Annotated in this window: 28 protein-coding genes and 1 pseudogene; 27 read left to right on the top strand and 2 right to left on the bottom strand. The window is 45.0% G+C overall.

Going from position 1 to position 26888, the window contains the following annotated elements; translation table 11 throughout:
* Positions 1–39 precede the first annotated feature (39 nt).
* The 8 genes from spoIIR to ACH6C1_RS03435 all read left to right on the top strand — a co-directional run bounded on the left by spoIIR (position 40) and on the right by ACH6C1_RS03435 (position 6594).
* The gene (gene spoIIR, locus ACH6C1_RS03400; RefSeq protein ID WP_374074625.1) at positions 40–666 is read left to right on the top strand and encodes a stage II sporulation protein R; all 627 of its coding nucleotides are present in this window, start codon (positions 40–42) and stop codon (positions 664–666) included.
* Positions 667–729: 63 nt separating this feature from the next.
* Positions 730–1098: a hypothetical protein gene (locus tag ACH6C1_RS03405; RefSeq protein WP_366247801.1), complete on the top strand. Its 369-nt coding sequence runs from the start codon at positions 730–732 to the stop codon at positions 1096–1098.
* A gap of 71 nt (positions 1099–1169) precedes the next feature.
* A complete protein-coding gene (locus ACH6C1_RS03410; protein ID WP_374075557.1) occupies positions 1170–2186 on the top strand; it encodes an L-threonylcarbamoyladenylate synthase in 1017 nt (338 codons plus the stop codon).
* A gap of 143 nt (positions 2187–2329) precedes the next feature.
* Positions 2330–2935 carry a low molecular weight protein arginine phosphatase gene (locus ACH6C1_RS03415; RefSeq protein WP_374074628.1) on the top strand — a complete coding sequence of 202 codons (606 nt, stop codon included), beginning with the start codon at positions 2330–2332 and terminating at the stop codon, positions 2933–2935.
* A gap of 49 nt (positions 2936–2984) precedes the next feature.
* Positions 2985–4361, top strand: coding sequence for a methyl-accepting chemotaxis protein (locus tag ACH6C1_RS03420; protein ID WP_374074630.1), 1377 nt, complete (start codon positions 2985–2987; stop codon positions 4359–4361).
* A complete protein-coding gene (rpiB, locus tag ACH6C1_RS03425) occupies positions 4315–4755 on the top strand; it encodes a ribose 5-phosphate isomerase B (RefSeq protein ID WP_095220942.1) in 441 nt (146 codons plus the stop codon). Before ACH6C1_RS03420 ends, rpiB begins: the two co-directional genes overlap by 47 nt.
* Positions 4756–4770: 15 nt before the next feature.
* Entirely contained in the window at positions 4771–5310 is a 540-nt protein-coding gene (locus ACH6C1_RS03430) for a TIGR01440 family protein (protein WP_374074633.1), read from the top strand.
* 48 nt (positions 5311–5358) lie between these two features.
* A complete protein-coding gene (locus tag ACH6C1_RS03435) occupies positions 5359–6594 on the top strand; it encodes a serine hydroxymethyltransferase (RefSeq protein ID WP_366247796.1) in 1236 nt (411 codons plus the stop codon).
* 167 nt (positions 6595–6761) lie between these two features.
* Here the strand turns inward: ACH6C1_RS03435 and ACH6C1_RS03440 are convergent, their stop codons facing one another.
* Positions 6762–7598, bottom strand: a complete 837-nt coding sequence (locus tag ACH6C1_RS03440) for a MurR/RpiR family transcriptional regulator (protein ID WP_374074635.1) — start codon at positions 7596–7598, stop codon at positions 6762–6764.
* 152 nt (positions 7599–7750) lie between these two features.
* On the opposite strand from ACH6C1_RS03440, the pseudogene ACH6C1_RS03445 reads away from it, so the two are divergent.
* Both ACH6C1_RS03445 and ACH6C1_RS03450 read left to right on the top strand, forming a co-directional pair.
* A pseudogene (locus ACH6C1_RS03445) lies at positions 7751–8740 on the top strand (Gfo/Idh/MocA family oxidoreductase).
* A gap of 1 nt (position 8741) precedes the next feature.
* Positions 8742–9704, top strand: coding sequence for a Gfo/Idh/MocA family protein (locus ACH6C1_RS03450; RefSeq protein WP_374074637.1), 963 nt, complete (start codon positions 8742–8744; stop codon positions 9702–9704).
* Between the two features lie 367 nt (positions 9705–10071).
* Here the strand turns inward: ACH6C1_RS03450 and ACH6C1_RS03455 are convergent, their stop codons facing one another.
* Entirely contained in the window at positions 10072–10506 is a 435-nt protein-coding gene (locus ACH6C1_RS03455; protein WP_374074639.1) for a hypothetical protein, read from the bottom strand.
* Positions 10507–11062: 556 nt separating this feature from the next.
* On the opposite strand from ACH6C1_RS03455, the gene upp reads away from it, so the two are divergent.
* The 17 genes from upp to ACH6C1_RS03540 all read left to right on the top strand — a co-directional run bounded on the left by upp (position 11063) and on the right by ACH6C1_RS03540 (position 26887).
* Positions 11063–11692, top strand: a complete 630-nt coding sequence (gene upp / locus ACH6C1_RS03460; RefSeq protein WP_038564063.1) for a uracil phosphoribosyltransferase — start codon at positions 11063–11065, stop codon at positions 11690–11692.
* On the top strand, positions 11679–12839 hold the full coding sequence (gene wecB, locus ACH6C1_RS03465) for a non-hydrolyzing UDP-N-acetylglucosamine 2-epimerase (protein ID WP_374074641.1): 1161 nt from the start codon (positions 11679–11681) through the stop codon (positions 12837–12839). The genes upp and wecB overlap by 14 nt, the downstream gene beginning before the upstream one ends.
* 66 nt (positions 12840–12905) lie before the next feature.
* The gene (locus ACH6C1_RS03470; RefSeq protein ID WP_374074643.1) at positions 12906–15089 is read left to right on the top strand and encodes a S8 family serine peptidase; all 2184 of its coding nucleotides are present in this window, start codon (positions 12906–12908) and stop codon (positions 15087–15089) included.
* A 441-nt stretch (positions 15090–15530) separates the two neighbouring features.
* A complete protein-coding gene (locus tag ACH6C1_RS03475; RefSeq protein WP_366247792.1) occupies positions 15531–15902 on the top strand; it encodes an ATP synthase subunit I in 372 nt (123 codons plus the stop codon).
* A 21-nt stretch (positions 15903–15923) separates the two neighbouring features.
* A complete protein-coding gene (atpB, locus tag ACH6C1_RS03480; RefSeq protein ID WP_095220936.1) occupies positions 15924–16658 on the top strand; it encodes a F0F1 ATP synthase subunit A in 735 nt (244 codons plus the stop codon).
* Positions 16659–16690: 32 nt separating this feature from the next.
* Positions 16691–16897: a F0F1 ATP synthase subunit C gene (gene atpE, locus ACH6C1_RS03485; RefSeq protein WP_077307123.1), complete on the top strand. Its 207-nt coding sequence runs from the start codon at positions 16691–16693 to the stop codon at positions 16895–16897.
* 130 nt (positions 16898–17027) lie between these two features.
* Positions 17028–17537, top strand: a complete 510-nt coding sequence (gene atpF, locus ACH6C1_RS03490; RefSeq protein ID WP_374074647.1) for a F0F1 ATP synthase subunit B — start codon at positions 17028–17030, stop codon at positions 17535–17537.
* A 3-nt stretch (positions 17538–17540) separates the two neighbouring features.
* Positions 17541–18086, top strand: a complete 546-nt coding sequence (locus ACH6C1_RS03495) for a F0F1 ATP synthase subunit delta (RefSeq protein WP_374074649.1) — start codon at positions 17541–17543, stop codon at positions 18084–18086.
* A gap of 18 nt (positions 18087–18104) precedes the next feature.
* The gene (atpA, locus tag ACH6C1_RS03500; protein WP_374074651.1) at positions 18105–19610 is read left to right on the top strand and encodes a F0F1 ATP synthase subunit alpha; all 1506 of its coding nucleotides are present in this window, start codon (positions 18105–18107) and stop codon (positions 19608–19610) included.
* Positions 19611–19670: 60 nt separating this feature from the next.
* The gene (gene atpG / locus ACH6C1_RS03505; RefSeq protein WP_095220933.1) at positions 19671–20537 is read left to right on the top strand and encodes an ATP synthase F1 subunit gamma; all 867 of its coding nucleotides are present in this window, start codon (positions 19671–19673) and stop codon (positions 20535–20537) included.
* Between the two features lie 23 nt (positions 20538–20560).
* Positions 20561–21955: a F0F1 ATP synthase subunit beta gene (atpD, locus tag ACH6C1_RS03510; protein WP_095220932.1), complete on the top strand. Its 1395-nt coding sequence runs from the start codon at positions 20561–20563 to the stop codon at positions 21953–21955.
* Between the two features lie 38 nt (positions 21956–21993).
* The gene (locus tag ACH6C1_RS03515) at positions 21994–22398 is read left to right on the top strand and encodes a F0F1 ATP synthase subunit epsilon (protein WP_141234103.1); all 405 of its coding nucleotides are present in this window, start codon (positions 21994–21996) and stop codon (positions 22396–22398) included.
* 192 nt (positions 22399–22590) lie between these two features.
* Positions 22591–22824, top strand: coding sequence for a DUF1146 family protein (locus tag ACH6C1_RS03520; protein ID WP_095220930.1), 234 nt, complete (start codon positions 22591–22593; stop codon positions 22822–22824).
* A gap of 78 nt (positions 22825–22902) precedes the next feature.
* A complete protein-coding gene (locus tag ACH6C1_RS03525) occupies positions 22903–23610 on the top strand; it encodes a YwmB family TATA-box binding protein (RefSeq protein ID WP_374074656.1) in 708 nt (235 codons plus the stop codon).
* 33 nt (positions 23611–23643) lie between these two features.
* Positions 23644–24948, top strand: a complete 1305-nt coding sequence (murA, locus tag ACH6C1_RS03530; protein WP_095220928.1) for a UDP-N-acetylglucosamine 1-carboxyvinyltransferase — start codon at positions 23644–23646, stop codon at positions 24946–24948.
* A gap of 166 nt (positions 24949–25114) precedes the next feature.
* Entirely contained in the window at positions 25115–25939 is an 825-nt protein-coding gene (locus ACH6C1_RS03535; protein ID WP_374074659.1) for a M55 family metallopeptidase, read from the top strand.
* A gap of 12 nt (positions 25940–25951) precedes the next feature.
* Positions 25952–26887 (top strand): ABC transporter permease, encoded by a 936-nt coding sequence (locus tag ACH6C1_RS03540; protein WP_366247786.1) that lies wholly within the window; start codon positions 25952–25954, stop codon positions 26885–26887.
* Position 26888 lies beyond the last annotated feature (1 nt).

The raw sequence follows: 26888 nt of genomic DNA on the forward strand, positions 1-26888 counted from the left end.
TACTGGTACCATCACAACAAAAGGAAAGAGGTACCAGATATGAAGAAGCTTTGTTTTTCCCTGACTGCAATCGTTCTATTATTTTTATATATTTTATATCCGGGAAATGGCACAGAAGCGCAGGTGAGCAATAGTTCCCAAGCAGTGAAAGAAATTCCGGATGAAGCAATACGTCTCCGTATTCTGGCAAATAGCAATTCAGATGGTGATCAGCAGCTGAAGCGCTTGATCCGGGATGAAGTGAATGCGCAGATCAATAGCTGGGTGAAGGATATGACGGATATTGAAGAGGCGCGGACACTTATTGAAGAGCAGCTGCCTGAGATTAAGAAGACGGTCGCTCGTGTGCTGAATGAACAAGGGAAGAGCCAAGGGTTCAACGTGGAGTACAGTGATGAGATTTCTTTTCCGGCAAAGCTTTACGGAACCTATCTTTATCCAGCAGGGCAGTATGAGGCAGTATTGATCACACTTGGAGAAGGTGAAGGCGAAAACTGGTGGTGTGTGCTCTTCCCGCCGCTTTGCTTCTTGGATTTCTCCAGCGGTACAAGTGTAGCAGAAGCAGAAGAGAATGCAGATGCAGAGCCAGTCGAAGTAGTGGCGGAAGCGCCAGCAGAAGAAGAAAAGCCTAAAGTGAAGTTCTTTCTATTAGAATGGTTCAGCTAGGATCATATTCTATTCCTCCCGTTCATATAATCTAGTAATAAGTGCTAGACGGGAGGACTTTTTATGCAATTGATACCTGCTCAAGCGTGCGAGCTGTCCGAGCTGGATGCTTTTTTTGAGAATAGCCTGCCCCGGTGGAATCTCGAGCAGCAGAAACTATATGAAGAGGGTTATATCATAGAGGCGGAAGAAGGATGGCGGGCGTTTTTCTGTTTGGAACAGCATGGCGAGGCTTTGCGCGTGCATTCCATGTACGTAAAGCCGCCAGCTAACGGGACAATCATTTTAACTTGTATGGAGCTTGCCAGCATAGAAGCAAGAAGGCGGGAAGCGAGTAGTCTGCGGCTGATCAGCCACCATGAAACGCTCGACCAGCTAATGGCTCTGTATGGATTTGAAGCTAGACATGGCTTTTGGGAGAAGGCGCTCTGACATTGGGGATTGTCAGTCTATGTGGTATCATAGCTCTTAGTGATATTAGCAAAAGGAGCATCTGATCCATGATGGAAACGAAGCATTGGACTGTGTTACAGCAGTCCTTCGATAAAATAGCGATGGAGGAGGCAGCAGCTCTTCTTAAAAAAGGGGAAGCTGTTGCTTTTCCGACCGAGACAGTTTATGGTCTTGGCGCTGATGCAACAAATGAACAAGCCGTCCGGAAAATATTCGAAGCAAAAGGCCGTCCGTCTGATAATCCGCTCATCGTCCACGTGGCGAAAAAAGAGCAGCTGAAAGACCTTGTTGAAGATATCCCTGATGTTGCTTATAAACTTCTAGAAGCATTCAGCCCTGGGCCGATTACGCTTATTTTGAAGAGCAAAGGAACAGTTGCACCGAATGTCAGTGCTGGACTAGATTCAATTGGTATCCGGATACCGAGTCATCCGGTTGGCTTACGTCTTTTGCAGGAAGTAGCGTTACCGATTGCAGCACCGAGTGCGAATATATCAGGCAGACCCAGCCCGACGAAAGCTGAACACGTAGTCCATGATCTGGATGGACGAATTGCCGGGATCATGGACGGTGGTCCGACTGGAATCGGCCTGGAATCCACGGTGGTTGACTGTACGGAAGCAGTGCCAGTCATATTGCGGCCAGGCGGTGTGACAGCTGAAGCAATCCAAGAGGTCATCGGAACAGTGATGGTGGATCCTGGACTTGCTGGCGGAGAGAAAGAGAAACCAAAGGCACCAGGTATGAAATACACCCATTATGCACCAGAAGCTCCGCTATATTTAGTGGACAAAGAGATGCAGCTGCACGCGGACAAGCTTACTGAAGCAGGGGAGAAGGTCGGCATTATTGCAACAGAGGAGCTTGCGCAAATGCTGCAGGGTGAACGGATTCAAATCTGCGGCACACGAAGCGATCTCTCCACAGTAGCAGAGCATCTGTACGATGCGCTCAGGCATTTCAAGAAATCAGATGTAACTGTCATCCTTTGTGAATGCTTCGAGAAGCATGGAGTCGGTGCAGCTATCATGAATAGGCTTGAAAAGGCAGCGACAGGAAGAATATAAGCAAAAAGGGAACGTCCAGTGTGACGTTCCTTTTCTATGTGATAAATATTACTGGATTCGGGCAGATGTCCATGACGATGTAAGAATGCCTCACCTGTTGTATACTACTAGTAGAACCATTCTAGAAGCAAGGAGATATTTGGATGAAACTATTGATTGTTTGTACTGGCAATACGTGCAGAAGCCCGATGGCAGAAGCACTTGTGCGCAAACGGCTGCCGCAGGTGGAGGTACAGTCCGCTGGTATATTCGCACATGACGGGTCACCGGCCTCTCATCAGGCGGTAACGGTCATGGAGGAGGCTGGAGTACTGTTTAGTCACCAATCCAAGCCTGTGACGAGAGAGCGTGTGGATTGGGCCGATTTGATCCTGACGATGACAGAACAGCATAAACAATTATTGCTGGAACAGTACCCTCATGCGGCTGGAAAACTGTATACCTTGCCGGAATACGCGTCTCAGGAGGCGGCAGCTGCTTGGAAATCATTGCAGGAAGCGTATGCTGATCTGGAAACGAAACGTGTCCGGTTCGCCAGCAGTTTTTCTGGAGACCCTGCTGCATTCCAAAGGGAATTCATGCGCGCCCACCAGCACGAGATCGCACATATTCAGGAGCTTGAAGCAAGTATGCCTGCAGCGGATATCATGGATCCTTTCGGGCGTTCTGTTGAAGTGTACCGCACGACGCTGAAGGAATTGGAATTCTATGTTGATAAATTGGCAGAAAAGATTCACAATGAGAAGTAGGTAAAAAGACTCTCATACCAAAATATCAGCATGGATGGTGGATTATGTCATGAAAAGCTTCAGTCTGCGTCTCAAACTGGCGATTTTCGCCACAGTTCTCGCATTGGTCACCTATAGTGTGAGTGCATTATTCATTTATATTGTGCATCCCTTTGTACAGCAATATTGGAATGTTGCCGGTCCGGTACTGGTTCTTCTCACACTATTCCTCGGTGTTTTATGGACCGGGATCCTAGCCTTTTCTGCAGCACGCTTTATCACGAAGCCGTTGAAGGATTTGGAAAAGGTTGCAACAAAAGCTGCTGACGGCAGCCTGGAGGAAGAATGGGAGGTTGTTCCTTCGAATGATGAGATTGGTGCATTGACACGCGCTTTTCAGAAAATGCTTCATAACCTGAAGTCAATGATTTCAGACATTGATGCAAATGCAAAAGCGAATGATCAGTACGCCAGACAGATCCAGTCTGAAACAATGACTGCATCTGAAAAAGTCATTGAGATTGATGGAATTATGCAGACGATGGCTGAAGGAGCCCAATCTACATCAAGTGCGGTCGGCAGCATTGTGCAATCACTCGACAACGCTACAGCCTTGTCAGAGGATGTCCGGACTAAAGCGGATCAGTCACAGGAACTATCCAATGGGATGGTTGGAAAATTGCACAGTTCCCAGACAGTTGTAATGGATTTGGTACAGGGAATTCAAATGATCGCAGAAAAACAGGAGCATTCAATCGGCAATGTAAAGCAGCTCGAAAAGAACGCTTCAAAAATTGAAGAGATCATCCGTTTTGTCAGTGATATAGCGGAACAGACAAATTTGCTTGCACTTAATGCTTCTATCGAGGCGGCGCGTGCCGGCGAACAGGGACGGGGATTCGCAGTAGTAGCTGAAGAGGTTCGGAAGCTGGCGGATGAAAGCAGACAGGCAGCACAGGACATTTCTGTTAATATTAAAGAGATCCAGCAGAACATTGGACAAGTTGTTACGGAAATTGACGAGCAATTGGCACTGGCACGGACTGAGGCAGAAAAAGGCTCCGAAAGCAGTGTCGTCATGGAGGAAATGACGGCAGCCATTACACACGTTGTTACGTCGATTCAGGAAATCGGCAAGCTGACCTTGCAGCAACGAGAAGAAATTGCATCGGTTACAGATCAGTCCAAAGGTGTGGCGACACTTGCTGAGCAGGCATCAGCCGGAGCGCAGGAAGTAAGTGCTTCTGTTCAGGAGCAAGCATCTGTCATGCATAACCTGGAGCAATTATCGGCATCACTCGAGGAACAAGCTGGCAGGCTCAGAGAACAAATGAAACAATTCCATTTTACACAACAATCATCCGTGCATCACGCGGAATTCGGAAGGAAGGATGAAGAAAATGAAAGTGATTCTAACATCAGACCACGGTGGAGTAAATCTTCGTAAGGAAATTGCAGATCTTTTAACTGAGTTGAATATTGAATTTGTAGATACAGGCTGTGATTGTGAGGGCTCCGTTGATTATCCGGATTACGGAATTCCAGCTGCAGAAAGAGTAGCAAACGGCGAATTCGATCGCGGTATCCTGATTTGCGGTACTGGTATTGGTATGAGTATTTCGGCGAACAAAGTACCAGGCATCCGTGCAGCACTTGTGCACGATGTATTCAGCGCAAAAGCAACGCGTGAGCATAATGACAGCAACATGCTGGCAATGGGTGAACGTGTAATCGGGCCAGGACTGGCACGCGAAATCGTTCAAACGTGGCTTGGAACTGAATTTACAGCTGGTCGTCACCAAAACCGCGTCAACAAAATTTCAGAGTACGAAAACAAGTAAAGAGCGAGGGTATACATGAAAGCAATTGCAGATCATATTAAAACTGTTGTAAGGGAGCTTGCTTCCTGTGGCCATTTGCATCAGGGAGATTTATTCTTGATCGGATGTTCGACAAGTGAAGTAGCTGGTGAGCGAATCGGCAGTGCAGGAAATATGGAAATTGCGGAACTGCTGTACCAGCAGCTGGAATGGCTGAAAAAAGAAACTGGCATAAATCTCGTATTTCAGTGCTGTGAACACCTAAATCGTGCTATTGTAGTAGAGAAGCATATCAGTCGGCAATACGGTTTAACCGAAGTTTCCGCGAAACCTGTTGCAAGAGCCGGTGGTTCGATGGCTGCTTGCGCTTATGAGCAGTTTGAGAATCCTGTGTTGGTCGAAGATATCCGGGCGGATGCCGGAATTGATATCGGGGAAACGATGATCGGAATGCATCTGAAGCCTGTTGCAGTGCCATTCCGTCTCAAACAGCGTTACATCGGCGGTGCCCGGATCAATACAGCTTACACAAGACCTAAACTGATCGGCGGCGTGAGAGCTGTGTACCCTGAATAAAACACCGGCCACGACATACATCAACAATACACGAGGAGGCATGTTTCGATGAAACATATTCAAGCGAATGATCCAGAACTATTCCAAGCTATAGAAGACGAAAGAGGGCGCCAGCACGACAAGATTGAGCTGATTGCTTCTGAGAACTTCGTATCACAGGCTGTCATGGAAGCGCAAGGCTCCGTACTCACAAACAAATATGCGGAAGGCTATCCAGGCCGCAGATATTATGGCGGTTGTGAATATGTTGATGTAGCAGAAAATCTCGCAATTAACCGAGCAAAGGAAATCTTCGGTGCAGAGCATGCCAATGTACAGCCGCACTCCGGTGCACAGGCAAACATGGCTGTTTATTTCGCATTTTTGGAGCCAGGCGATACGGTTCTTGGGATGAACCTCAGTCACGGTGGCCATTTGACCCACGGCAGTCCAGTGAACTTCAGCGGTAAGCTGTATAACTTCACGGAATATGGTGTGGATCAGGAAACAGAGCAGCTTGACTACGACGTCGTACGTGAAAAAGCACTTGAAGTAAAGCCAAAGCTTATCGTAGCTGGAGCAAGTGCTTATCCGCGTGAAATCGATTTTGCGAAATTCCGCGAAATTGCTGATGAAGTCGGTGCTTATCTTATGGTTGATATGGCGCATATTGCTGGTCTTGTAGCAACAGGCGTACATCAATCGCCAGTTCCTTATGCAGATGTTGTGACAACAACAACCCATAAAACATTGCGCGGACCTCGTGGTGGTATGATCTTGACAAAAGAGAAGTACGCTAAGCAGATCGATAAAGCTGTCTTCCCAGCAATGCAAGGCGGACCATTGATGCATGTAATCGCAGCGAAAGCAGTGAGCTTCAAAGAAATCCTGGATAATGATTTCAAAGCTTATGCGCAGCAGATTGTTGATAACGCACAGCGTCTTGCCGAAGGCCTTACAAAAGAAGGCGTCCGTCTTGTATCTGGCGGTACAGACAACCACCTGCTTCTTCTTGATGTAAGCAAACTAGGTCTTACAGGTAAAGACGCGGAGCATGCATTGGATGAAGTCGGTGTGACAACGAACAAAAACACGATTCCATTTGATAAAGAAGGTCCATTCATCACAAGTGGTGTACGGATCGGTACAGCAGCAGTCACTACTCGCGGCTTCAAGCTTGCTGAAATGGACGAGCTTGCTGCTATCATCGCTACAACATTGAAGCATCATGATGATGCAGCGAAGCTGGAGGAAGTGAAAGGCCGCGTCAAAGCGTTGGCTGATCGTTTCCCGCTTTATAAGTAAAAGAAGAAAGACAGTCGCGCATGCGGCTGTCTTTTTTTATTATAATTTGGATACTATAATTATTTTGTCGAAACACAAAAATGTGTCCACTGGGATTGGCCTCCCATTGCTGATGATGACAAGCTTTTTTGTATGGAACTTAAAAAAGAGGAGTGGTAATAGGCTTTCTAAAAAAAACGATCTGCATCGAGTGCCTTGGCGACGTTTACCTCGTAATTCTCTTGAAATAAGCAGGCGTATAAAACATTTAATATATATTCAAAAGATAGCTGAGAAGAAAACGTACCGATCTTTGCAAACTTTTCTTCGCTGTTTGGTACAATCAAATTTGTGGTCCCCCACTTCGTCAGCTCGCCTCTTTCGTCTGAAGTAATGACAAGAATCGGAGTCTCTTGTGCATGTAAATAAGCAGCTGCTTTAGCGAATGTATCACTCATCCCATGGTAGCTTAATATAATGGCGCAGTCACTTTTATCGCTATTTTGTGTATGGTAAGCCCATTCTGCTAATTGAGTAGCAATAATCACATGCTTGTCTATCTTCAGCATTTTGTTTTGGAAGCTCGCTGCCCGAATTTGTGAATCGCCAAACGCATAAATATAAATTCGATTCGCGCTGCTCAGCATTTGAACGGCGTTTTCAAGATCCTCTTGTCGTAAGTAATTGAACGTCTTTTCTACAGTGCTTGACATTAAATCGGCCATGTCATTAGCTAATTGTAGGACTGGTGCAGTGGAATTAAATGGATAATTGATATCAATTTCAGAGTGAGCTACTGTTATTTGCAGTTCCTGAGCCAATCCAACAATGAATTCTTTGTATCCTTTCAAACCTAACTTTTGAATAAGACGAATGATGGCCGAATGCGAGGTATAAACTACCTTTGCCAACTGCTGAACATTCAGATGAATGACCTCTTCCTTATGCTCTAGAATGTACGCAGCAATTGTCTTTTCAGTTGGTGTAAAATCACGCATTGTCATTAATTTTCCTATAATATTCATGTTATCCTCTTTTGAAGCTAAACATTTTGTCCAAATCTCTCTGATCTTTTCGCTTCTCTATAAACAATATTACCAGCTTCTCCATATTTCAACTATATGTTTGCTATTTTCTATACAATTAGATAGACCTATGCGGAATGGAGGATTAATTTATGCTGAAAATTGGTTTTATAGGAAACGGTAAAAGTACGAATCGCTATCAACTTCCTTTCTTTATGCATCGTGAGATTTATTCCAGAAATCTAAATAAAAGGTTAGACAGGTTTATCCATCTATTACGTATACAGATGATTTGTCTGCAGTCATGACTAATCCAGCAATCAACCTTATATCTATGTGCACGCCTATAGAATCACATTATAATATGCAAAAATGGCGCTGAAGAACGGGAAACACGTGATGGTAGAAAAGCCGTTTGCATTAAATACCGATGAAACTTCTCTGGCAAAGGAAAAAGGTTTGGTTATCCAATGCTATCAAAATAGAAGACATGACGCAGATTTCCTTATCGTCCAAAAAGTGATTGAAAGCGGCAAGCTGGGCTGGGCGAACTTGTTGAAGTAGAAATGAATTACGATTATTACCGTGCAGACTCTCCAGCCCAACAGCCTTTTTCCGATTATAATAGCTTTTTATATGGCCACGGCGTTCACACTGTTGATCAAGCGATATCCTACTTCGGAGTTCCAGAAAGAACGCATTTTGATGTTAGACAGCTTTCAGGAGCAGACAAGATGAACGATTACTTTTATTTAGATTTTCATTATCCTACGTACAAAGCATCTATTAGATCAAGTTTCTATCGCTTAAAACTGCGTCCTAGCTTTGCTGTCTACGGAAAAAAAGGTGTGTTTATCAAAGAAACACAGGATAGACAAGAAGAACATTTAAAGCTGAATTACTTACCAGAAGGACATGATGATTTCGGGGTAGATTTACCAGCCCACTACGGAAAGCTAACTTATCTTGATAAATACGGTACCTACCATGAAAAAAATGTTATTTCCGTAAATGACGATTATGGACGTGTCTATGATGACGTCTACCGAGTGATTTTCAAAGGCGTAGAAAAGAAGATTAGAGATGAAGAAACGATACATGTAATAGATATCTTAGAACGAGCTATGAAGGAGCGTAACTAACATGAAGCTAGGAATTATTGGTGCAGGTATGATTGTGCACGACCTGTTTAGTTTTATTGATCAAATACCATCTATTACCGTTCAGGCTCTTTGTTCCAAGCCTTCTCACCTAGAAAAGCTAGTTAAGCTAAAGGGAGAACATGCCATAACGAGTATCTATACTGATTATCAAGTGTTGTTAGATGATCCTGAAGTAGACACGATTTATATTGGATTACCCAATCATTTGCACTTTTCCTATACAAAACTAGCTCTCCAAAGCGGCAAAAACGTAATATGCGAAAAGCCATTTACTGCAACGTTAAAAGAATTTACAGAGCTAAAAAATATTGCTATAGAAAAACAATTAATTTTGCTTGAAGCAATCTCTAACCAATATGCTAAGCAATATCAATTGATTCGAGACAGCTTAAGTGAAATAGGAACTATAAAAATAGTAGAGTGCAATTATTCCCAGTACTCTTCGCGCTATAATGATTTTCAAAAAGGAATTGTTCATTCCGTGTTTGACCCTGCTAAAGCTGGCGGAGCACTGATGGATATTAACATTTATAATATACATTTTACTGTTGGATTATTTGGTGCCCCAAAGCAGGTATGCTATAAGCCAAACATAGAAAAAGGTATTGACACATCAGGAATACTGCTACTCGATTATGATTCGTTTAAATGTGTATGTATTGGGGCAAAAGACAGCACATCGCCAAACCACATTACGATTCAAGGTGACAAAGGTTCTATCTATGTAAGCGGCAGCTCAAATGATATTACTAATTTTGAACTAACCTCCGTGAGCAGAGAAACGAATAAGTCATTGCTTAATAATCCGCCACATCGGATGTACGATGAATTTGTTGCTTTCAATGAAATTATAAACAAAAATAATTTAGACAAGGCATTTGCTATGCTGGAGCACAGTGAAAAGGTCATGCAGGTAATTGATTCAGCCCAAAAGCAGATGTAAAAGAAGCTGCTAGAACTCCCACTCTTGTAACGGGTTCAACCAAGAGGTATTAGCAGACTAGGCTATACCAGGCATTTTCAACCTAATTAATATTGTTCCTTACAAAAGATGGACCTACAGAATTTAGTTTCGCATCTATCTTAACTAAAAATAACCTAAAAGAACGTTCAAAAACATTGGGAATCAATTTTTTGAACGTTCTTTATCTTACATACACTTAGTACGAACATCTTTGATAGAGTAGATTATTAAGGAGCAAAAAAGGACAGTTTTACATCGTCCTTCTAAGTATAAAAATCCAGGTAATTCTCTTTAGATTGTAAAATGTGTCTCAGTGCTTTGTGACATCCAAATATTTACTTTTAGGTTATATCGACTTCATTACTGCAGAATCCTTCCAAGCGTGCCCAACATGATTCCTTCTTGTAGCATGTCTCTCCAAATAGATGAAAGTAGTCTCAATTTTCTTATGTCCAAGTGCTTGCATGATTCTAAAGACATCTTCAAACCCATGCCTCAATGTATGAGCTCTCACGGCCTGTTCCTTATACTTCATAAAAGGCAGATCTGTACGGTAGATTGCCTTTCCTATATAGTTAGAAAGGTATTTATATGTGTATGGCTTTCCGTTAGCTGTAGTTAGAAGAGGACTGTCATCTGAAGGGCTTAGTACAGTATCTATTCCTCTTCTTTGCCGAAATCTTGTTATTGTATCGAATACATTTGGATGAATTAGAAGGTCTCTTTTTTCTCCCCCATTTCCTAAGACATTTAACCAATACACACCAAAAGCAAAAAACATAAAAATTACTTCAAAATTATTCACGGACCAGAAGTTCAGTGTAATGAATAGCCATAAGGAAATAGGTGGCCATAAAACTAATCGATTTAATGGATGGGAAAATGGTTGAGACATAGTCTACTGATGATCCTGTGAAATTCAGGTGAAAAGATAGAAATTCCAGTGAGTATTACTATGATTGAGTTTGGGACATAAGTGTCTTAAGTAGTTGTAACCGAACTATAACGTGAATCTTTTAAGGAGATTACGTAGGTTCGGTTTTTTTATGATTATCTGCCCTAGCGTAGGCAAAACACGGAGACTCCTACGGGAACAGCGCGAGTTGAAGACCCCGCAGTGGCGTTCTTTCCACGAGGAGGCTGAGGCCGTGCCCGTGGAAAGCGGAGTGTTCTGCCGAAGCGGTGCCAAGGAGAGAAAAGGCTTACTAACCAGTGCTTTCTTACTGCCCCCTCCGTTTCTAGCCGATCTTTTCTGCTTTCCTTATTTTCATTGCGTTCCTTTTTCTCTTTCTGTATACTAGTTAAGATTTGAATATTTTTAGAGGGAGTGTTCGGAAATGGGTAATGTTTTTGTTTTGGATCATCCATTAATTCAGCATAAGCTTACGTACATACGTGATAAGAATACAGGTACGAAGGAGTTCCGTGAGTTGGTGGATGAGGTTGCTGCGCTTATGGCGTTTGAGATCACGCGTGATCTGCCAATGGAAGAGACAACGATTCAAACACCTGTCGTAGAAGCGAAAACGAAGGTACTTGCTGGGAAGAAAATCGGACTTGTACCGATCTTGCGTGCGGGTCTTGGTATGACGGAAGGAATCCTGCGCCTGATCCCTGCTGCGCGTGTCGGACATATTGGTATGTACCGAGATCCGGAAACAATGCAGCCAGTGGAGTACTATATCAAACTCCCATCTGATATTGAAGAACGTGAATTGATTGTCATCGATCCGATGCTTGCAACAGGCGGATCTGCTAATGATGCGATCCACTCCTTGAAAAAGCGCGGTGCGAAACAGATTCGTCTAATGTGCTTAATCGCTGCTCCTGAAGGTGTGGAAGTGATCAAGAAAGAACATCCGGATGTAGATATTTACCTGGCTGCAATGGATGAAAAACTTGATGATCACGGCTATATCGTACCAGGTCTTGGCGATGCTGGAGATCGTTTATATGGCACCAAGTAAAAAAAGAGTCATGCTTGTCTTCGGGACACGTCCTGAAGCAGTCAAAATGGCGCCGCTTGTTCTTGAATTGAAAAAGCGGTCAGAGCAGTTTGACACGATTGTCGCGGTGACTGCACAGCAGCGGGAAATGCTCGATCAAGTACTAACCATATTTGACATCACTCCTGATTATGACTTGAATATCATGAAAGCACGGCAAAGCCTGGCACATATCACTACAAAGGTGATGGAAGGGCTGGACGAGCTATATCAAGAGATAAAGCCGGATATCGTGCTTGTACATGGGGACACGACAACTAGTTTTGCAGCATCACTGGCAGCATACTATAATCAGATCCCTGTAGGGCATGTGGAAGCGGGGTTGCGTACTTGGAACAAGTATTCACCGTTTCCGGAAGAGCTTAATCGGCAGCTGACTGGTGTGATAGCAGATCTTCATTTCTCTCCGACAGCTCAAGCACGGCAAAATTTGCTTAATGAAAATAAGAGCGTGGAAGCTATTGCTGTTACAGGCAATACAGCAATCGACGCCTTACAGACTACTGTCGACCCGAATTATCAGCATCCTATCCTGAAACAAGCTGCTGGCAAACGTTTAGTGCTTGTCACAGCCCACCGTCGGGAAAATCTTGGTGAAAACATGGAGCATATGTTCACTGCGATCAGAAGGATTGCTGATGCTCATCCAGACACATTGATTGTCTATCCGGTGCACTTGAATCCAGCAGTGCGTGACATAGCGAATCGAATCCTCGGGAACCATGATCGAATTCAACTGATCGAGCCGCTAGGGCTGATTGATTTCCATAACTTTGCTTCCCAGGCTTACTTGATTCTCACAGATTCCGGTGGTGTCCAGGAAGAAGCACCGTCGCTTGGAGTTCCTGTGCTTGTACTTCGTGATACGACAGAACGGCCCGAAGGTATCGAGGCTGGTACATTAAAACTTGCCGGTACAGATGAAAAGACCATTTTCAATATGGCAGACCAGCTTCTTCGTGATGGTCAAGCACATGAAGAAATGTCACAAGCGTCCAATCCTTATGGAGATGGACGAGCTTCGATTCGTATTGCCGATTATCTTCAATTTTATTTCGGCTTTCAATCGCAGCCGCCTATACCTTTCCAACCAGCTGATCCCAAATAGGGCAGCTGGTTTTTTGCATAGGGAATCTGCACACGTGCATCCTAATGGCACGAGGGGGGAGAGGCTGTGAAGCGATTTAGTTTACTGTTCATATGTGTATGTATCATCTTCGGTTTTCAGCCGGTTCAAGCTGCAGAGCAGAGTACGGTAATCATTGAATTGGACGGAGACGTATCTGCCTATCGGGAGTATTTAGAGATGCATTATCCTTTTATCGAAGTCGTGGAAGAATTCGACACCTTGTTCCAAGGATTGGCACTGCGCGCAACGGACGCGCAGCTGCATGACTTGTCCCAGCACAGTCACCTGCTGAATATCCATCAGGTGCATACCTATAAAGCAGAAGCAAGAAAAGCGGAAGTTCCATTTGTGACACAGGAGTTCCTCGGGACTAGTGCAGCGGGTGTCACCGGGAAAGGGGTCAAAGTCGGAGTCATCGATACTGGTATTGATTACACCCATCCTGATTTGAAAAAGAATTACAAAGGCGGCTTTGATGTTGTCGACTGGGATGACGATCCGATGGAGACAAAACCGGAAGAAGGAGAAGCGACAATTCATGGGACCCATGTTGCTGGCATTATCGGAGCAAATGGAAAAATGAAAGGTATTGCCCCGGATGCTGACATCTATAGCTATCGGGCACTGGGACCAGGTGGTACAGGAACATCAGTCCAAGTGATTGCGGCTATTGAAAAAGCGGTCGAAGATAAGATGGATATCATCAATCTGTCGTTGGGTAGCTCTGTGAACGGACCGGATTGGCCAACCAGCCTGGCAGTGAATAAAGCAGTGGAGCTGGGCGTGATCGTCGTAACAGCAAATGGGAATGAAGGCCCTGCTAATTGGACAGTCGGTTCCCCTGCAACTGCCACGAAAGCATTATCTGTCGGTGCTGTTACCACACCGCAGAAAACAGCTGTCCTATACGAGCGTTTTTATAAGAAACTGATTCCGATTCTGCCGCTTCAAGGAGCTGTTGAGTGGAAGCAGCGTCGTTCCTTGCCGATAATGGATGGCGGTACGGGAGAAAGGCAGCTTCCGGATGCGACAGGAAAAATTGTCGTCTTCAAAAGAGGAAAAATACCATTTGCAGAAAAAGCTAGAGCTGCGGAGCAAGCGAATGCTGCAGCTGTCCTCATTTATAACGATGGGAGCGGTCCTTTGGAAGCATCCATCCAGGATGGCAAAAAGCCAGTTTCAATCCCTGTGGCAGCCGTCACAAAGCGGGATGGATTATGGCTTCTAAAAAATGCGCAGACTGCACAGCTGTCGGCGAAGCAAATAGAGCTCCAGAATAGAATGGCTGCATTCAGTTCGAGAGGACCTGTTACAAGGAACTGGGCCATCAAGCCGGAAATAGCTGCACCTGGCGCTCCTGTATGGAGTACCGTCCCCCAATCCGGGTATCAAGCTCTACAGGGTACGAGTATGGCTGCGCCATATGTGGCAGGAGCCCTGGCACTCGTTAAAGAAGCGCATCCAGAATGGACTGATGAGCAGCAAATAGGTGCGCTGCTTACAACGGCACAGCAGCTCCTGAAGCCAGATGGGCAGCCCTATGCCCCGATTGAACAAGGCATGGGGAAAATGCAGCCATCCAAAGCAATCTCTACGCCAGTCATCATTGAAAATCCTCTGATTCGATTCGGAAAGATCGATACAAAGCAAGAAGCAGAATACGTACTTACTGTCCACAATGTAAGCGACGTCCATCAGCATCTGCAATTCGATCAGCCTAAAGCAGTGAGGGGTACACGCTGGAAGGTACCATTGGCAGTCAAGCTAGCGCCTCATGAAACGAAACGATTAAAAATAAGTATCTCTGTCAATCCTGATATACAGGAAGCTGGTGTCCACCAAGGATATGTATCGGCCCGATTTGGAAAACAGGAAGTGCAGATCCCTTACTTATTCCTCTTAAAAAACGCAGATTACCCGAAGGCAATGGGGCTCGAAATGGAATGGAAACCGCTTGACAGAAGAGGTGCCTACCACTATCAAATCTATTTGCCTGAAGGAGCGGCTGAACTACGAATAGACTTGTATGATCCAGATACACTTATTTATAACAGAAAGCTGCTGACCAAAAAACAAGTGGATGCAGGGCTGCTGGAGGGGAGACTGAGTAAGAGGGAAGCCGGAAAACCCGGAGTCTATCTGGCTTTGATTCAGCTTCGTCTTAATGATGGAAAGTATGTGACAACGGAACTGCCGCTTTATTTGTCAGACCGGATGCTCGTGAAATAGTACAAGTAAGTGAATTATATGTCACAGAATTGTCATATATGAACAGCTGATTATCCTATATAATAGTAAGCGGAGGTCTATGCGTTTGAAGACGGATAGTCCTTTGCTTAATTGCTTTCGTGGAAGCGTATCCAATGTTGTTGTGGAAGGAAATTATTAACTTTGTAATTTATTTCACAATCTTGTATTGACACCACGAATAGGCCTATTGTATTCTATAAATTGCGTGTGGTGGGCAGCTTGTATCATAAGTGAGGCGTGGTTTGCGCGCAGCGTCCCTACAGATCATGTAAAACACCGGCGCAAGAAAGAACAATGGTGGACAAGCAATTATATGTCTTATATGTGGTTTGCAGGTTGATCCATCTTTTCGTATTTACCGCTTTCCATACATAAGTATAAGCAGTAAATGTACGTCTTACACGCATGGGAGTAATGAAGATGCAGCAAGTCAATAAGATGATCCATGCACGACAACTCAAATGGATGCTATATTTACTGGCACTTTTGATGCTTGGAGCGGGTTTCACTCCGTACCAGCGCATTTTCCTCGGCTTGTTTCTTGGGGCCTCCGTCAGCTTCTTCTCCGTGTGGCTTCTTCAACGGAAGATCAGACAGTTCACTGAAGCTGTCGCTACACATGGCAGAATACCAGCCTTAGGCACCTTTTCCCGCATGGCAGCGTCTGTGTTGGCTGTGATGCTCGCACTTCGTTTTGACGCTTATTTCCATCTTATTGCAGTAGTTATTGGTTTAGCTGCTGGCTACATCATTATCTTTATAGATAGTTTCTTCACGAGTTTAAAAGACTAGTAATGAAAGAGGTGAAATTAATTGAATCACGGATCACCAATGTGGAATAATGCATTCGGTATCGAATGGCTCGACTTCAACTTGTCGACATCTCTGATGACCATCATCTCCTCTGTTATCGTCTTTATCCTTTGTGTAATGGGCAGCAGGAATCTGCAGCGCAGACCTCGTGCTTTCCAGAACGTGATGGAGATGCTAGTTGACTTCGTAAAGAAAGTGATTGGCGACGCAATGGACTGGAAAACAGGCAAACAATTCCTGCCGCTCGGTCTGACGCTCTTCATGTACATCTTTGTGAGTAACATGCTTGGTGTCATCATCATGGTTGTCGTGGGTCAAGACCATAATCTTTGGTGGAAATCACCGACATCCGATGCAGCAACCACACTAACATTATCAGTGATGGTCATCTTGCTCACCAACTTCTATGGTGTCAAGATTCTTGGCGGAAAAGAATACCTCAAGGGCTACATTCGTCCGGTGCCGTTCTTGCTTCCATTGAACTTAATCGAGGAAGCAGCGAATACACTGACACTCGGATTGCGTCTTTTCGGTAACATTTTCGCAGGGGAAGTATTGTTATCCTTGATTGGGGAGTCTCTGGCTGGCGTTAACCCGCCATTTACGACAGTATTGGCATTCGTGCCGATGATCGCATGGCAGGGCTTCAGTCTTTTCATCGGGACAATCCAGTCTTATATATTCCTGGTGCTGACAATGGTTTACATGTCACACAAAGTTTCAAAAGCACATTAATCAGTTTTTAAATACAAGGAGGAAATTTAAACATGAGTTCATTAGCAGCTGCAATTGCAATTGGTTTAGCCGCACTAGGCGCAGGTATTGGTAACGGTCTGATCGTTAGCCGCACAGTAGAAGGGATCGCAAGACAGCCTGAGCTTGCTGGAAGACTTCAAACTACAATGTACATCGGTGTCGCACTAGTAGAGGTTATTCCTATCTTCGCCCTAGTTATCGCGTTCATGGTAATGTAATTCACCTATCGCAAGTACTCTATAATTTGAATGAATGGCGAAATTCTATATCTTGAATATTCGCCATTCTTTTTGTAAGGCCCCGGATAAATCGGGAAAAAGATAGTTTAGCTCGAAAGGAGTGGCACAGTTGCAAACACTTACGATTGGTGCTGCAGTAGGTGGATTACCTATCGGTAGCATGTTGATTCAACTTATCAGCTTCATCATCCTGCTGGCGCTTCTTAAGAAGTTCGCATGGAAGCCTTTATTGAAAGTCATGCAGGACCGCCAGGAATATATCTCAAATGAGATTGATACGGCAGAAGCTAGCCGCAAGGAAGCCGAAGCAGCAGCTAAAACTGCAGCAGAGGAATTGAAACAAACACGTGCAGAAGCACAATCTATCATAGAAGAAGCAAGAAAAGCGGGCCAGCAGCAGGAAGAGCAGATCATTGCTACAGCGCGCCGTGAAGCTGAACGCCTGAAAGACGCAGCGGTCGAAGATATCGCCAACGAAAAGGAAAAAGCAATGCAAGCATTGCAAGCACAAGTGGCATCCCTTTCCGTACAGATTGCAAGCAAAATCATCGAGAAAGAAATTTCTTCCGACGATCAGGACAAGCTTATTAGTGACTATGTGAAAGAATTGGAGCGATAAGCTATGCGTGATGTGACCATTGTAAAACGATACGCAGAAGCGCTGTTCGAAGTAGCAGAGAACCGCGATATCGTGGAAACCGTGCGAGCGGAATTGCACACAGCGAAGCAAGTGGCACAAAACGATGCTGCTTTCCTCCGGTTCCTCTCAGAGCCTAAGATTGGCTTGGACAAAAAGAAAGCATTGATCGAAATCAGCTTCGCTGCAGGAAGCATCGAAGTTCGCAATACGTTGAAACTGCTTTTGGATGCTGGACGTATCAGCAGTATCCCTCAAGTGGCGGATGCTTTCCAAACGTTGTATGACGAAAAGCAAGGAACTGCACAGGCGACAGTTTATTCTGTCCGTGAGCTTTCCGAAGCGGAACGTCAGACAGTGGCGGAGACATTTGCGAAAAAGCTCGGCAAACAAGCTGTTTCCATCGATAACAAGATTGATCCGACACTGCTAGGCGGTTTGAAAGTACGGATCGGCAATACAATCTACGACAGCTCGATTAAAACCAAGCTGACTCGTATCGAACGAAATTTAGTAAATGTGAGCAAATAAGGATAGAGGTGAGACCGCATGAGCATGAAAGCTGAAGAAATCAGCGCGTTGATCAAACAGCAAATCGAAAGTTATGACGCTGAAATAGAAGTAAGTGATGTTGGTACTGTTATTCAAGTTGGTGACGGTATCGCACGTGTCCATGGCTTGGACAATGTAATGTCCGGAGAATTGATCGAGTTCTCTAACGGTGTCATGGGACTTGCACAGAACTTGGAAGAATCAAATGTCGGTGTCGTTATTCTTGGTGAATACAAAGGCATCCGCGAAGGAGACGAAGTTCGTCGTACAGGACGTATCATGCAAGTACCTGTTGGAAAAGAGCTTATCGGACGTGTTGTTAACCCACTAGGGCAGCCGATCGATGGTAAAGGTCCAATCGAAGCTAGCAGCACTCGTCCAATCGAATCTCCAGCACCAGGCGTAATGGATCGTAAATCCGTTCATGAGCCGCTTCAGACTGGTATCAAAGCAATCGATGCACTAGTACCTGTAGGCCGCGGTCAGCGTGAGCTGATCATCGGTGACCGTCAGACTGGTAAAACATCTGTAGCTATTGATGCAATTCTTAACCAGCATGATCAAGATATGATCTGTATCTACGTTGCAATCGGCCAGAAGGAATCCACTGTACGCGGTACAGTAGAAACACTTCGTAAACACGGTGCACTTGATTACACAATCGTAGTAGCTGCAGGTGCTTCTGATCCTGCACCATTGCTTTACCTAGCACCATATGCAGGAGTATCTATGGGTGAAGAGTTCATGTACAACGGCAAGCACGTCTTGATCGTATACGATGATCTTTCCAAACAAGCAGCAGCATACCGTGAGCTTTCCTTGCTTCTTAAACGTCCTCCAGGCCGTGAAGCATTCCCAGGGGATGTTTTCTACTTGCACTCCCGTCTTTTGGAGCGTGCAGCGAAGCTAAGTGACGCAAAAGGCGGCGGTTCCATCACTGCATTGCCGTTCGTAGAAACACAAGCAGGTGATATTTCCGCTTATATCCCAACAAACGTTATCTCCATCACGGATGGACAGATCTTCTTGCAGTCCGATTTGTTCTTCTCAGGTGTACGACCAGCGATTAACCCAGGTCTATCTGTATCCCGTGTAGGTGGATCAGCACAGATCAAAGCGATGAAGAAGGTTGCCGGAACATTGCGTCTTGATTTGGCTGCATTCCGTGAGCTTGAATCTTTCGCGCAGTTCGGTTCTGATTTGGATGCGGCGACGCAGTCCCGTCTAAACCGCGGAGCACGTACTGTAGAAGTTCTGAAGCAAGGTCTGCATCAGCCGCTTTCCGTTGAGAAGCAAGTAACAATTATCTATGCGCTAGTAAATGGCTACTTGGATGATATTCCGGTTGAGCAGATTGTTCGTTTCGAGAATGAATTCCACACATGGTTTGCTGCGAATCAAGCGGACTTGCTTAAAGGTATCCGTGAGACTGGCAACCCAGCTGATTCTGATCAGCTTAACAAAGCGATCGAAGCATTCAAGAAGACATTCGTCGTAAACTAACGTTTCTATAAATTTCGGAATGCTGCACGTATTCCTTACGGAAGGGAGGCTGCATGCGCCTTGGCATCCTTAAGAGATATCCAGAGTAAAATCAACTCTACCAAAAAGACGAAACAAATTACGAAAGCGATGCAGATGGTCTCTGCGTCTAAACTGACGCGGGCAGAACAGAATGCAAAAGCTTTTGTACCATACAGTGAGAAAATGCAGGAGGTTGTGACGCAGATAGCTGCATCAGGCGACGCGACACATCCTATGCTGCAAACTCGTGCAGTCAAGAAGACAGGTTATCTTGTCATCACGGCTGACCGTGGTCTGGCTGGCGGATACAACAACAACGTAATCCGTGAAGTGTATCGCACCATCCAGCATCAGCACGCTTCTGCAGATGAATATACGGTGATTGCTGCCGGACGTTTCGGCCGGGACTTCTTTAAAAAGAACAACCTGCCGATTGCCAAAGAAATCATCGGACTGCCTGATCAGCCAGACTTTGCTGATATCAAGCAGATCGCATCTGAAGCAGTGGAGATGTTCCTGGAAGAAGAAATCGATGAATTGGTATTGTTCTACAACCACTTCAACAGTGCTATCTCCCAGGAAGTAACTTCCCAGAAGCTGCTTCCATTAACAGATCTTTCTTCGGAAAAAGGACGTTCCGTACAAAGTATGTACGAGTTCGAACCTGATGCAGAAGAAATTTTGAAAGTATTGCTGCCTCAATATGCCGAGAGCTTGATTTACGGTGCGTTGCTCGATGCGAAAGCTAGTGAGCACGCTGCACGTATGACAGCAATGAGAAGTGCGACAGACAACGCAAACGAACGGATCGATGAGCTGACGCTTACTTATAACCGGGCACGTCAAGCAGCTATTACACAAGAAATCAGTGAGATTGTCAGCGGAGCGGCTGCGCAGCAATCCTAAGAATACAGATAGGAGGGGTCCAGATGAGCAAAGGTATCATTACGCAGGTTATGGGTCCGGTTGTGGACGTACGTTTCCCTAACGGCCACCTGCCTGCCATCTATAATGCACTAGTTGTCCAAGTGAACGAAACTTCTTCTTTGACATTGGAAGTTGCACTTCACCTTGGTGACGACAGTGTTCGTACAATCGCGATGTCTTCTACAGAAGGCGTACAGCGCGGGAAAGAAGTAGTGGATACAGGAGCAGCAATCAGCGTACCTGTAGGGGAAGCTACACTAGGACGTATTTTCAACGTATTAGGTGAAACAATCGATTTGGATGAGCCTATCCAAGGCGAAATCAAGAAAGATCCTATCCACCGTGAAGCACCAGCATTCGAAAACCTTGCAACAGAAACAGAGATCCTTGAAACAGGTATCAAAGTTGTCGACTTGCTTGCTCCATATATCAAAGGTGGTAAGATCGGTCTCTTCGGTGGTGCAGGTGTAGGTAAAACTGTACTTATACAGGAACTGATCAACAACATCGCGCAAGAACACGGCGGTATTTCCGTATTCGCTGGTGTTGGAGAGCGTACTCGTGAAGGTAACGACTTGTACTTCGAGATGAAGGATTCCGGCGTTATCGCGAAGACTGCAATGGTCTTCGGCCAGATGAACGAACCACCTGGAGCACGTATGCGTGTTGCATTGACTGGTTTGACAATGGCAGAGCACTTCCGTGATCAAGAAGGTCAGGACGTACTTCTATTCATCGATAACATTTTCCGTTTCACACAAGCAGGTTCCGAGGTATCCGCATTGCTTGGCCGTATGCCATCAGCAGTAGGCTACCAGCCGACACTTGCTACTGAGATGGGTCAGCTGCAAGAGCGTATCACATCTACAAATGTAGGTTCCGTTACTTCCATCCAAGCAGTATATGTACCAGCCGATGACTATACAGACCCGGCTCCGGCTACAACTTTCGCTCACTTGGATGCAACAACAAACCTTGACCGTAAACTATCCGAACAAGGTATCTACCCTGCCGTAGATCCATTGGCTTCTACATCCAGAGCACTGGATGCGAACGTAGTCGGAGAAGAACACTATAATGTAGCACGTCAAGTGCAGCAAACATTGCAGCGTTACCGTGAATTGCAGGATATCATTGCAATCCTTGGTATGGATGAGCTTAGTGAAGAAGACAAACTTGTCGTTGCACGTGCACGTCGCGTACAATTCTTCCTATCTCAGAACTTCCACGTTGCTGAGCAGTTCACAGGCCAAAAAGGTTCTTATGTACCTGTAAAAGAAACAGTTGCAGGCTTCAAAGGAATCCTTGAAGGTAAATACGATCACATTCCGGAAGATGCTTTCCGCCTTGTTGGACGTATCGAAGAAGTGCTTGAAAAAGCTGGCGTTAACCAGTAAGCAGCAATCATGTAATAGTAGGATAGGAGGGGCTCCTGATGAGTACCGTAACAACAAGCATTGTTACTCCTGATGGCCCTGTTCTGGAAGAAGACTATGAAATGGTTAGCTGTACAGCGGAAAATGGTGAACTTGGTATCCTGCCAGGTCACATTCCGCTGGTAGCGCCATTGAAGGTTAGCTCGGTTCGTCTACAGATCCAAGGTCGCACGGATTGGGTTTCTGTAAGCGGCGGATTCCTTGAAGTCCGTCCGGACAGGATCACAATCCTTGCTCAGTCAGCCGAAAGAGCGAGTGACATTGATGTGGACCGTGCAGAACAGGCGAAGCAACGCGCTGAGAAACGTCTGCAGGATAAGCAGGCTAACTTAGACCAGATCCGCGCTGAACAAGCGCTTAACCGGGCAATCAACCGACTTGATGTCGCGTCTCACGCCCGCTGATAAAAACAGCATTCCCACAAGGAATGCTGTTTTTTTATTATGTCATTTCCTGGGCAATAATGATGGCGGGGCTTAGCAAATGCCGTTATAATTTGAAAGAAACGGGTTTAATGGTACGGAAATTTGGATATCAAGGTATTATGTGGCTAAAAAGCGCGTATTTACCTGTTTATCCGTTAAGGAGTGTATATCATGTTTGCGGTATTAGGACAGGATGCGATGCTGGGTATAGTTTCCCACATAGCTTTTATGGCAATTACTTGGCGTATATTGATGGGGGTCAATGTAGATGCATTAATAAAAAAAGGGAAAGTATTTGAGGCCAGGATGCTGCTTATTTTACTGACGATCGTTATCGGGACAACTGTAAGTAATGTATTTCTTCAACTGGTCAGCTGGACCAAACAGCTCCAATATTTACTCTAGCATTCTATCAAAAGTGTATAAGCTTTTTCATCTCTGTTCATACTGTTTCTAAAATGGTCGGACAGGGGAGAAAGAAAAATGAAACATTATCTTGGACTAATCGTAATAATCATTATGCTGGTAGGTAATAGCCTAGAATCATATGGAGCAGTGAAAGCTGACGTATCAGATGATGTAAATCGTATGTATGAAGTTTTGGATAGCGAAGGGGCCGAGCTTATAACCTTTGAGGTCACAATACGAGAGACAATTTCCCGGGACGATATCGAGGGAAAGCTGATGGATATGAATAATGCGGGAACCATTGTAGAAGAAAAAACGGAAAAAGCTACAAAATTTGTGGTACATACCCCCCATAAACAAAATACCATTGCCGAACGTATATTGTTGGTAGTACCTACAGATAAGGCATACCAGGCAGAACTTATTTATACAGTTTCCGGGTCAGAATGGACAGAAAAGGTGCAACAATCTGTCCAAGACTTGACATCTGCGGCAGAATCGCGATTTTTCACATATAATGCGACAAAATTCGCTTGTCTCAAAGCGGGTTTCGGTGATAAAATAAGCGGTGGTATTTTGTTTCAGAATGTCATGGAAAAATTAGATGTTCAACCACTAACGAATATGCAAGATAACGTTTACACTACGACAACAGGATATACAACACAATTGAAAGCCAGCCGTTCCTTAGCAGACAACATGAATATCCAGCTTGCGCTGCATGATGGGAATGGGCAATCAACCGTAACTGTAGGAACGCCTATCATAACGACTGAATATTAATATAGTGAAATTGGACGCGGAGGAGAATGTAACTTGGAAAAAATCATCGTCCGTGGTGGAAGGCAGCTTAAAGGATCTGTCAAGGTCGAAGGTGCGAAGAATGCCGTACTGCCTGTCATCGCAGCAAGTATAGTTGCAAGTAAAGGAAAAAGTGTTATTACTAATGTCCCGGCTTTAGCCGATGTATTTACCATCAATGAAGTGTTACGCAGCATGGGTGCTGAGGTGGTATTCAGCAATGGAACTATCACTGTCGATGCTACAAAGCAAATGACGACAGAAGCGCCTTTCGAGTATGTTCGTAAGATGCGGGCATCTGTATTGGTTTTAGGCCCATTGCTGGCACGTTTCGGTCATGCGAAAGTGGCACTGCCAGGTGGCTGTGCAATTGGTTCCCGACCAATCGATCAGCACCTGAAAGGGTTCGAAGCGATGGGAGCAAGTGTACAGGTCGGCAACGGCTATGTAGAATTACGTACTGAAGGACGCCTGCAGGGCGCTAAAATATATCTGGATGTACCTAGTGTAGGTGCAACAGAGAACATCATCACAGCAGCAGCACTAGCTGAAGGAACTACTATTCTTGAAAACTGTGCAAAAGAACCAGAGATTGTGGATCTAGCAAACTATCTCAATGCGATGGGTGCGAAGATCGTTGGCGCTGGTACAGAAACAATCCGTATCGAAGGTGTTGAAGAATTGACAGGCGCTGAGCATGTCATGATTGCAGACCGTATCGAAGCTGGCACTTTCATGGTTGCAGCCGCAATCACGAAAGGTGATGTCTTGATTGAAGGCATTGAAATGGAGCACGTGCGTGCAGCTGCTGCTAAAATGGAAGAAATGGGTGTCATTATCAAGGAAGAAGCAAATGGCATTCGTGTTATTGGTCCTGACAAATTGACAGCGACAGATGTCAAAACGCTGCCACACCCAGGATTCCCGACAGATATGCAGTCACAGATGATGGCCTTGATGCTATGTGCAGAAGGCACCAGCATCATTACGGAAACAGTATTCGAGAATCGATTCATGCATGTGGAAGAATTCCGCCGCATGAATGCGAAGATCAAAATCGAAGGACGCAGTGTCATCATGGAAGGTCCGACAAACATGCAAGGCGCTGAAGTAGCGGCAACAGATCTGCGTGCTGGAGCAGCTCTTATTCTGGCAGGATTAATTGCAGATGGTTATACGCGCGTTACAGAGCTTAAGCATTTGGATCGCGGTTACGTGAATTTCCATGGAAAACTGGCAGCACTTGGTGCAGATATCGAACGCGTAAATGATGAAGTGTTCGAAGAAGCAGCTGCTACAATGGAAGAAACAACTTATTAAGACTACTAATGATAAGTCCCTTTGTCAGAAGGGGCTTATTTTTTTTATGTCTTTGTAAGAAAACCTTCCCTACAAATTGGTAATTCTTCTTCCTAAGCGTATAGCGCTATGCTATAATTATTTAGAAAATTCAACTAATAAAGAATGTTCGGAAGAGAGGGGTAGAATGAAAATATACCTATCGGTGGACATGGAAGGGATCGTCGGTTTACCGGATTATACATATGTAGACAGTTCAAAACATAATTACGAACGGGCAAGAAGGATTATGACTGCCGAAACGAATAGCATCATTGGGGCAGCGATGGATGCAGGTGCAGCATATGTTCTTGTCAACGACAGCCATTCTAAAATGAATAACCTTTTGGTAGAGGAATTACATGAAGAGGCTTATTTGATATCTGGTGAAGTGAAACCGCTTTCAATGGTGCAAAGTCTGGATGCAAGCTTTGCAGGAGTGATGTTTTCCGGCTATCATGCACGTGCTGGACAGTTCGGTGTCATGTCCCATAGCATGATTCACGGGGTCCGTAACTTTTTTCTGAATGATGAGCCAATTGGAGAACTGGGTTTCAATGCGTACGTTGCTGGGCATTACGGTGTACCGGTCCTTCTGGTTGCAGGGGATGATCAAGCGTGTTTAGAGGCAGAACAGCTTATCCCAGGGGTTGTAACAGCTCCAGTCAAACAGTCACTATCCCGCTCTGCAGTTTTAACGCTGACACCGAAGAAAGCAAGCAAGCTTCTTCGTGAAAAGGTCCAAGAAGCGATGGAGAGAGTGACTATGGCGGAACCGCTCGTCCCGCCGGATAAAATCGTTCTGCGAATTGAATTCACCAACTATGGACAAGCGGAATGGGCCCATCTGATGCCAGGCACCTATATCGAGCCAGGTACAACCGTTGTTGCTTTTCCAGCCAAAGACATCATCGAAGCGTATCGTGCCATGCTCGTTATGACGGAGCTTGCCATGCATACGACCTTCAGTTAGGAGTGACAGCTCATGGCAATTTATCTGATTCGCCGATTTGTAATTATGATAGCAACCATATTCGTTATCGCGACACTGACATTCATCCTGATGCACAGCATTCCGGGGAATCCGTTCACGACACAGGATCGAAGCACAAGTGAAGCTGTCCAGGAAAACCTGAATGCACATTATCATTTGGATGAGCCAATGATCGTTCAGTACGGCATCTGGCTTAAATCCTTGGCAACATTTGATTTCGGTCCGTCCATCAAGCAGCCGACTGAAACCGTGAATGATTTGCTTGGCCGCGGTTTCCCGATATCAGCTGAGCTAGGCATGTGGACAATTACAATCGCCCTTATTTCTGGTATTACTTTAGGTGTCCTGGCTGCGCTGAAGCATAACGGCATTATAGATTATATAGCGATGACATTGGCTGTATTAGGTATCTCCATACCGAACTTCATCCTGGCAACATTGCTGATTCAGCAGCTTGCAGTGAATTTGCAGATATTGCCAGCTGCGACTTGGTCTTCACCGATGCATATGATCATGCCGATCATTGCTTTGGCGACAGGACCTACAGCGATCATTGCACGTTTGACAAGATCCAGCATGCTGGAGGTTCTGACACAGGATTATATCAAGACCGCACGGGCAAAAGGTCTGTCACCAGCTAAAATCGTCATTAAGCATGCTTTGCGGAATGCTCTGATGCCCGTAGTTACCATTCTGGGAACATTGGTGGCTGCTATCCTGACAGGAACATTCGTCATTGAACGTATTTTTGCCATACCAGGTATGGGAAAGTATTTTGTTGAAAGTATAAACAACCGTGATTACCCGGTCATTATGGGGACGACCGTTTTCTACAGTGCCTTTCTCATTTTCATGCTTTTCCTAGTCGATATCGTTTACAGCATCCTGGATCCAAGAATCAAGCTGCACAAGAAAGGAGGCAGCTGAT

The sequence above is a fragment of the Terribacillus sp. JSM ZJ617 genome, from assembly GCF_044383785.1.
Lineage (GTDB): Bacteria > Bacillota > Bacilli > Bacillales > Amphibacillaceae > Terribacillus.